This is a genomic window from Mycobacterium sp. UM_Kg27, from assembly GCF_000972905.1.
Taxonomy (GTDB): domain Bacteria; phylum Actinomycetota; class Actinomycetes; order Mycobacteriales; family Mycobacteriaceae; genus Mycobacterium.
In genome coordinates, this window is sequence record NZ_JRMM01000201.1 from 1 (window position 1) to 5,157 (window position 5,157).

Sequence of the window (5,157 nt, forward strand, 5' to 3'; positions counted from 1 at the left end):
TAAGAGACAGGTTCAGCGAGGCTCGACGGAGAAGAGCTGGAACCGCCTTATGAACCCGCCAAATCAGCACGTAGCCGGGACTCGTCGACCTCCCAGTAGCTGTGCTCTCGTCCGTCGAGCAGCACCACCGGCAACCGGTCGCCGAATTCGGCGCGCGGGCCGGTGTCGCCGGCCGCCGCGGCGGCGTCGACATCGACCGCCTGCAGGTCGAACTCGAGTTCGCCCGCCAGCCGGGTCAACTGGTCGTACACCTGCACGCAGACCGGGCAACCCTCGCGGGTGAGCAGCTGTACCTGGTGGCGGGTCATGCTGCCAGTGTCGCAGGGCCGGCGCCGGCCCGCCGAGGCCACCGGGTTCGCTGAATTGTCGCGACGTCCTCAACCGAATTGAATTACGGTGTGACCGGCCACAAGCCGCATCTCCTCACCCCGGGCGGACCGAGCAAGCCATGACTTCCAGCGCTGTGTCGATCACCAACCTGCTGTATCGCTACGCGGAATTGATGGACTCCGGCGACCTGGACGGCGCTGCGGCGCTGTTCGCCCACGCCCGGATCAAAGCCGACCCCGAAGGCACGGTCATCCTCGATCACGCCGGGATCCTGCAGCTGTGGCGCGGGCTCGTCACCCTTCACGCCGACGGCACGCCGCGCACCAAGCACGTGATCACCAACCCGATCCTGGACATCGACGAGGTCGCCGGGACCGCAACCTGCCGGTCCTACTACACGGTGCTGCAGCAGACCGAGGCCGTGGCACTACAGGTGATCGCCGCGGGGCGCTATCACGACTCGTTCGAGCGGGTCGACGACGTCTGGCGGTTCAGTTTCCGCGACTACTCGATGTTCGACCTCAAAGGTGATCTACGCGATCACCTGAGGGTCATCGGCCCGGCAGCCGGATAGGGTTGATCACGGCCGGACTACCGGCCCTGAGCCCAGACGCGGAAGGAGTCGGGTGATGGCATCACCGGGCCCGGCCGACCGGGCATCCGCAGCCGATGTGGCATCGCCGACCGCCGGGGATTTCGCAGCCAGCGCGGAGCGGGCGCTGGCCAATGTGGCCGACGCCGACACTCCCGCACCGGTCGACCTGACCGCCGCCGCGTTCTTCGACGTCGACAACACCCTGGTTCAGGGCTCCTCGATGGTGCACTTCGGCCGCGGGCTGGCCGCCCGCAACTACTTCACCTACCGCGATGTCATCGGATTCGTGTACGCGCAAGCCAAATTTCAGCTCACCGGCAAGGAGAACAGCGACGACGTCGCGGCCGGGCGGCGCAAAGCGCTGGCGTTCATCGAGGGCCGGCCGGTGTCCGAGCTGGTCGATCTGGGCGAGGAGATCTACGACGAGATCATCGCCGACAAGATCTGGCCCGGTACCCGGGAGCTGGCCCAGATGCATCTCGACGCCGGCCAGCAGGTGTGGCTGGTCACCGCGACCCCCTACGAGCTGGCCGAGACCATCGCCCGCCGGCTCGGATTGACCGGCGCGCTGGGCACCGTCGCGGAGTCGGTCGACGGGGTGTTCACCGGTCGACTGGTCGGCGAGATCCTGCACGGGCCCGGCAAAGCCCACGCGGTGCGGTCGCTGGCGATCCGGGAGGGGCTGAACCTGCGGCGTTGCACGGCCTACTCCGACAGCTTCAACGACGTGCCGATGCTCTCGCTGGTCGGCACGGCGGTGGCGATCAACCCCGACGCCGCGTTGCGGGAGACGGCGCGAAAGCGGGGCTGGGAGATCCGTGACTTCCGTACCGCACGGCGGGCGGCGCGGATCGGCGTGCCGTCGGCGCTGGCGCTGGGCGCCGTCGGCGGGGCCCTGGCCGCAGCCGTGGCGCACCGGAACGAGCGAACGTAGCGCAGCGGAGTACGCGAGGACCGGTCGACCGCATCAGGCACCGTGGCGCACCGGAACGAGCGCACCTGACTTGCTCGCTGATAAACTTCCGCCGCCGTACACCACGGCGAGCGGAGGGGTAAACCGGCATGTCAGTACACACCGAGTCGCAGCGGATGATCGGAGCCCACTACCGGTTCCCGGATTATTTCGAGGTCGGCCGGGAGAAGATCCGCGAGTTCGCCCGCTCCGTCAAAGACGACCACCCGGCCCACTTCGACGAGGCCGCCGCCGGCGAAGCCGGGCATCCGGGACTGGTGGCATCGCTGACGTTCCTGGCGGTTGCCGGACGCCAGGTGCAACTGGAGATCTTCGACAAGTTCGACCTCCCGATCAACATCTCCCGGGTGCTGCACCGCGACCAGAAGTTCACCTTCCACCGGCCGATCGTGGCCGGTGACAAGCTGTTCTTCGACACCTACTTGGACTCGGTGATCGAGTCGCACGGCACGGTGGTCAGTGAGGTCCGCAGCGAGGTCACCGACGAGAACGGCGAGCCGGTGGTGACCAGCGTGGTGACCATGCTCGGCGAGTCGGTCAACCAGGACGCCGACACCGAGGCCAAGACAATCGCCGCCCTTGAGGCGATGCGCGATCGGGCGCTGGGCAAGAAGTAGCCGTCCAAGCTCATCGAGATTGCGTCCAGGGTCGTGGACGCGGCGCCATCCACAGCCCTGACGGCAATCTCAAGGAGCGGCTGCACCTGTCGGTGCTGGATGAGGTGGCGGAGTCGCGAACGTCAGCCGAAGAACGTGTTGCGGCGACCGGCGAGCAGCCGGTACAGCGTCTGCTGAATGGTCTCGCGCACCTGGTCGGTCAGCTCGAAGGTGACCATCGGGTCGTCGGCGGCACCGGCCTCGTAGTCGGTGGTCGCAATCGGTTCACCAAAGGCGATGTGCCACTTCGAGGGCATCGGCACCAGGCCGGCGGGACCGGCCAGCGGAAACAGCGGCGTGATGGGGAAATAGGGCACGCCGAGCAGTCGGGCCAACAGCTTGACGTCGGCGATCATCGGGTAGATCTCCTCCGAGCCGACGATCGAGCAGGGCACGATCGGCGCCTTGGTGCGCAGCGCCGCCGAGACGAAGCCGCCGCGACCGAACCGCTGCAGCTTGTAGCGGTCCTTGAACCGCTTGCCCAGGCCCTTGTAGCCCTCCGGGAAGACGGCGGTCAGCTCCCCTGCCTCCAGTAACCGGTTGGCGTCGGAGGTGCAGGCCATGGTGTGGCCCGCCTTGCGGGCGGTCGGGCCGATCATCGGCAGGTCGAATACCAGGTCGGCGGCGAGCATCCGCAGGTTCCGGTGTTCGGGGTGATGGTCACGCACCGCCACCGAGAGCATCAGCGCGTCCATCGGCAACACCCCGGCGTGGTTGGCCACCACCAGTGCGGGCCCATCGATCGGAAGGTTCTCGATGCCGCTGACCTCGACGCGGAACCAGTCGTTGAAGAACACCCGCAGCAACGGCAGCACCACTGCCTCGTTGAAGTGCGGGTCGAACCCGAATTCGTCCACCTGGTAATCGCCAGTGATCCGCTCCCGCAGGAACGCGGCGACCGCGCTCACCCGGCGGGTGAATTCGCTCGGGGTGGGCGCGGCGGCGCTGGTGGCCGACGCGGTGCCGCGGCGGTCGCCGAGTTCACGGACCACCGCGGCGGCCTGCTTGGCCGAGACCCGTTCGGCCGGACCCGCCAACGCCGACGGATGCCTGCGCACCGAGTTCGAATGCTTGTGCAGCGGAATGACTTTCGCCTTCGAATCATCAGCCATAGCGCTAACCTCCCCGCACCCTGTTGAAGCCGATATCCCCCATGCGCTGCGCTGCGCTCACTGCTCGCTGTTCCACCGAACGGACCCACTTGGGATCGACGATCGGGTGCAGTCCCCGACCCCGCACGTAGTCGTCAAACGCCTCGGCGGTGGTCCACTTGGTGCTGTACCCGAGTTCGGTTCGCATTCTAGTCGTGTCCATCACCCGGCCAAAGCTCAGATAATTCAGCTGTTCCCGGTTGATCTCGGTGTAATTGTTGGCCCGGCGCAGCGAATCTATGACCCACAGCCCGACACCGGGCAGTGGCATCGGAACGCGCCCTGACCTGCGGATTGCCTGCGACATCATGATGATCCCGTCGGCGCCGATGTTGAAGGTGCCGGCCTTGCCGGCCATGGTGGCCCGCTCCAAGGCCCCCAGCGCGTCCTGCTCGTGCAGCAGCTGCAGGCGCGCGTCTCGTCCCAGCACCATCGGAACCAGCGGGCCAGCGAGGTAGCGGGACAAGGCGGTGTCCATGGCCGGGCCGATCATGTTGGCCATCCGCAGGATCGTGACCGCGATGTCGGGCCGACGCCGGCCCAGCCCACGGGCATAACCCTCGATGTCGATGCTGTCGCGGGGGAACCCCTGCGTCGGAGGACGGCGACTGGTGCTGTCCTCGGAGAACAACACCGGGTCGCGCGAGCACGACCCGTAGACCTCCGAGGTCGACTTGAGCACCACCCGCCGCACCGAAGGCGCCTTCTGACAGGCGGCGAACAACTGCATCGCGCCCATCACGTTGAACTCTTTGAGCGCCGCCCCACCGCCGGACCTCGGCACGTACGACGCCGCCGCTGCGTGCACGACGGTGTCGACTTCGCTGTTTCGAATCACCTTGGCGATAAAGGGGTTACGGATGTCGGCACGGACAAACTCAGCGCGCCCCATACGGCGCAGCATGTCCTTGCTCGGCATGACCGCATCCACAGCGATCACCCGGTTGATCAACGGGTTCTGCGTGAGCCTTGCGGTGAGGAATCCACCCAGGAACCGGCACGCACCGGTGACCAACACAACCTTGGGGTAATGCCGGGCGTCACTGCGCGTGCCGTCGCTCGGGGGTCCGGCCTCGTCCATTCGGTCAGCCTAACGGCCACGCCGGAAAAGCAATACCGGCGATCGGCCCGGTACGCGAGCGTGAAGCCGACTTCACGCTCGGCACGGCTCGGGGGCCTGGACGGACCCGGGCGGAGTTACTTACCGAGTTTTCTGCGCTGCACGCGGGTACGGCGAAGCAGCTTGCGGTGCTTCTTCTTCGACATGCGCTTGCGCCGCTTCTTGATGACTGAACCCATGAACTCCGCTATCTGCTTCTGCCCGCGCCGACGATTGGGCGCTGCTGAACTTGATCGACCCGGCTACTTTACCCGTAGGCGGGCACGGACCGGAAAACCGCACCTGGCCCCGACCACGACGCAACCAGGACAGCCGCTGTCTCTTATACACAT

Annotated in this window: 7 protein-coding genes; 3 read left to right on the forward strand and 4 right to left on the reverse strand. The window is 66.8% G+C overall.

Features of this window, described 5'->3' with window-relative positions; translation table 11 throughout:
- Positions 1–47: 47 nt before the first annotated feature.
- The gene (locus LI94_RS20100; protein ID WP_024442559.1) at positions 48–308 is read right to left on the reverse strand and encodes a glutaredoxin family protein; all 261 of its coding nucleotides are present in this window, start codon (positions 306–308) and stop codon (positions 48–50) included.
- A 140-nt stretch (positions 309–448) separates the two neighbouring features.
- On the opposite strand from LI94_RS20100, the gene LI94_RS20105 reads away from it, so the two are divergent.
- The 3 genes from LI94_RS20105 to LI94_RS20115 all read left to right on the forward strand — a co-directional run bounded on the left by LI94_RS20105 (position 449) and on the right by LI94_RS20115 (position 2,515).
- A complete protein-coding gene (locus LI94_RS20105) occupies positions 449–904 on the forward strand; it encodes a nuclear transport factor 2 family protein (protein ID WP_024442558.1) in 456 nt (151 codons plus the stop codon).
- A 55-nt stretch (positions 905–959) separates the two neighbouring features.
- Positions 960–1,859, forward strand: a complete 900-nt coding sequence (locus tag LI94_RS20110; RefSeq protein WP_152664886.1) for an HAD-IB family hydrolase — start codon at positions 960–962, stop codon at positions 1,857–1,859.
- Positions 1,860–1,987: 128 nt separating this feature from the next.
- Positions 1,988–2,515: a MaoC family dehydratase N-terminal domain-containing protein gene (locus tag LI94_RS20115; protein WP_024442556.1), complete on the forward strand. Its 528-nt coding sequence runs from the start codon at positions 1,988–1,990 to the stop codon at positions 2,513–2,515.
- A gap of 122 nt (positions 2,516–2,637) precedes the next feature.
- On the opposite strand, the gene LI94_RS20120 is transcribed toward LI94_RS20115, so the two are convergent.
- From LI94_RS20120 to LI94_RS22605, 3 genes are all read right to left on the reverse strand, one after another.
- A complete protein-coding gene (locus LI94_RS20120) occupies positions 2,638–3,666 on the reverse strand; it encodes a lysophospholipid acyltransferase family protein (RefSeq protein ID WP_046302316.1) in 1,029 nt (342 codons plus the stop codon).
- A 4-nt stretch (positions 3,667–3,670) separates the two neighbouring features.
- Positions 3,671–4,786: an SDR family oxidoreductase gene (locus tag LI94_RS20125; RefSeq protein ID WP_024442554.1), complete on the reverse strand. Its 1,116-nt coding sequence runs from the start codon at positions 4,784–4,786 to the stop codon at positions 3,671–3,673.
- 116 nt (positions 4,787–4,902) lie between these two features.
- Positions 4,903–5,004: an AURKAIP1/COX24 domain-containing protein gene (locus tag LI94_RS22605; protein ID WP_003402602.1), complete on the reverse strand. Its 102-nt coding sequence runs from the start codon at positions 5,002–5,004 to the stop codon at positions 4,903–4,905.
- Positions 5,005–5,157 lie beyond the last annotated feature (153 nt).

Excerpts from the sequence above, each read along its gene's own strand:
- LI94_RS20110 (WP_152664886.1), top strand. The coding sequence starts at position 960 with ATGGCATCACCGGGCCCGGCCGACCGGGCATCCGCAGCCGATGTGGCA.
- LI94_RS20115 (WP_024442556.1), top strand. The coding sequence starts at position 1,988 with ATGTCAGTACACACCGAGTCGCAGCGGATGATCGGAGCCCACTACCGG.
- LI94_RS20120 (WP_046302316.1), bottom strand. The coding sequence starts at position 3,666 with ATGGCTGATGATTCGAAGGCGAAAGTCATTCCGCTGCACAAGCATTCG.
- LI94_RS22605 (WP_003402602.1), bottom strand. The coding sequence starts at position 5,004 with ATGGGTTCAGTCATCAAGAAGCGGCGCAAGCGCATGTCGAAGAAGAAG.
- LI94_RS20100 (WP_024442559.1), bottom strand. The coding sequence starts at position 308 with ATGACCCGCCACCAGGTACAGCTGCTCACCCGCGAGGGTTGCCCGGTC.
- LI94_RS20105 (WP_024442558.1), top strand. The coding sequence starts at position 449 with ATGACTTCCAGCGCTGTGTCGATCACCAACCTGCTGTATCGCTACGCG.
- LI94_RS20125 (WP_024442554.1), bottom strand. The coding sequence starts at position 4,786 with ATGGACGAGGCCGGACCCCCGAGCGACGGCACGCGCAGTGACGCCCGG.